Origin of the sequence: Rhodovulum bhavnagarense (assembly GCF_004343505.1) — a bacterium.
GTDB classification, from domain to species: Bacteria; Pseudomonadota; Alphaproteobacteria; order Rhodobacterales; family Rhodobacteraceae; genus Rhodovulum; species Rhodovulum bhavnagarense.
The window spans coordinates 1-1554 of the sequence record NZ_SLXU01000044.1 but is presented as its reverse complement, the minus strand read 5'-3'; the positions used below and the strand labels follow the sequence as shown (position 1 = coordinate 1554).

The 1554-nt window shown below is 65.0% G+C and carries 1 protein-coding gene and 1 tRNA gene; one reads left to right on the top strand and one right to left on the bottom strand.

Going from position 1 to position 1554, the window contains the following annotated elements; translation table 11 throughout:
- Nucleotides 1-347: 347 nt before the first annotated feature.
- Nucleotides 348-423: transfer RNA gene (locus EV663_RS15495), tRNA-Trp, on the bottom strand.
- 100 nt (nucleotides 424-523) lie between these two features.
- Between EV663_RS15495 and EV663_RS15490 the strand changes: the two genes are divergently transcribed.
- The gene (locus tag EV663_RS15490; RefSeq protein WP_132953435.1) at nucleotides 524-1378 is read left to right on the top strand and encodes a hypothetical protein; all 855 of its coding nucleotides are present in this window, start codon (nucleotides 524-526) and stop codon (nucleotides 1376-1378) included.
- Nucleotides 1379-1554 lie beyond the last annotated feature (176 nt).

Genomic DNA, 1554 nt, shown 5'->3' with positions numbered 1-1554 from the left:
CCATGGAGAAACTCCACCCCTGTCATCCAACAGGAAAGGACTCGCAGAACCGGAAAATCACAGGAAGGTGGGGACAGAACACCGTTTACGTTCGGCACAGTGCCGCGGCTGTTGATCAAAGGGCCGCCCGAAGGCGCCCCGCGATCACAAGAACGCGAAAGCCGGGAAACGGAGGCCCTATCCAGCGGTCGCCCGTGATACGGAAACAACACCAGTTCCATACTTGACCTGGGAGGATCACTGCTTGCAGGGGCATGTTCCGCAGCAGGCGGGTCCGAGACCACGAGAGCGGCTAGCGAACGCTCTGGACCTGTCTACCTTGAAACGGAACATCTGTTTCGTTTCAATGGCAGGGGCGGAGGGACTCGAACCCCCGACCCTCGGTTTTGGAGACCGATGCTCTACCAACTGAGCTACACCCCTAGGGTCCGTGCGTCCGATTACGTTACCCGACCGTGGGAATCAAGCCGCTTTTCACGCCAAGGTGCTGGTTTTGCGCCGATCGCGGTGCTAGGCAAATCCCATGACGAGGACCGCCGAGGATGATATCCGCGCCCGCTTTGCCGCGGCCCCCTGGAAAGGGATCACCGCCGAGCAGATGGCGCCGGCGCTGCGGGTTCCCACGATGCTGAGCGATGTGGAACAGAGCCTTTATTTCTGGGCGGCGCGTGACTGGGCACGAGGGTGCGGCGCCATCGTGGATCTCGGCTGTTTCGTCGGCGGCTCTACCGCGCGGCTGGCCGAGGGACGTCGGCAGGCCGGGCACGGGGCGCGGGTGCATGGGTTTGACCGCTTCACCGCCAGCGCGGGCCTCAAGAAACGGCTGTTCGATCCTGCCGGCATTCCACCCTTTGACGGGCGGGATATCCTGCCGCTGGCCCGGCGCCTGCTCGATCCCTGGTCGCCCCTGATCTCGCTGCATCCCGGAGAGATCGAGGATAATGGCTGGCCGGGCGGGCCGATCGAATTGCTTGCGCTGGATGCCTCCAAGACCACCGGTGCAATGGACAGGATGGCCGCGCATTTCTTTCCCAACCTGGTGCCGGCCGGATCGCTGGTGATCCAGCAGGATTATTTCCACTGGCGCCAGCCCTGGATCGCCGTGCAGATGGAACGGCTGGCCGAACATTTCGTGCCGCTGGCCGCCTGCGCCCCAAGCACGATGGTTTTCCTGTGCCGCACCCCCCCCGACGCGGGAGCACTGGTTCGCGCGGCCTGCGACCGGCTAAGCGATGCGGAACTCATCGCGGGACTGGAAGCCGCTCGCGCCCGGCTGGCGCCCTTCGGACAAGACCACCGGTTCGAGAAACTGATCGCCGCGGCCCGCGCCAATCCTGGTCAGCGCGTGGCCTGGAAACTCAAACCGCCGGCACGTTGAGTCCGGGTCACACCGTCAGCCCCCGCGGAACGTGAAACGGGCGGACCCGAAGCCCGCCCGTTCCCACCATGCCATGAAAGGGGGCGGGCGCATGGCCCGCCCGGCCTTTTGCGATTACTCGATGATCTTGGAGACGACGCCGGCGCCGACGGTGCGGCCGCCTTCGCGGATGGCGA

Coding starts and splice junctions, on each gene's coding strand:
- EV663_RS15490 (WP_132953435.1), top strand. CDS start 524: ATGACGAGGACCGCCGAGGATGATATCCGCGCCCGCTTTGCCGCGGCC.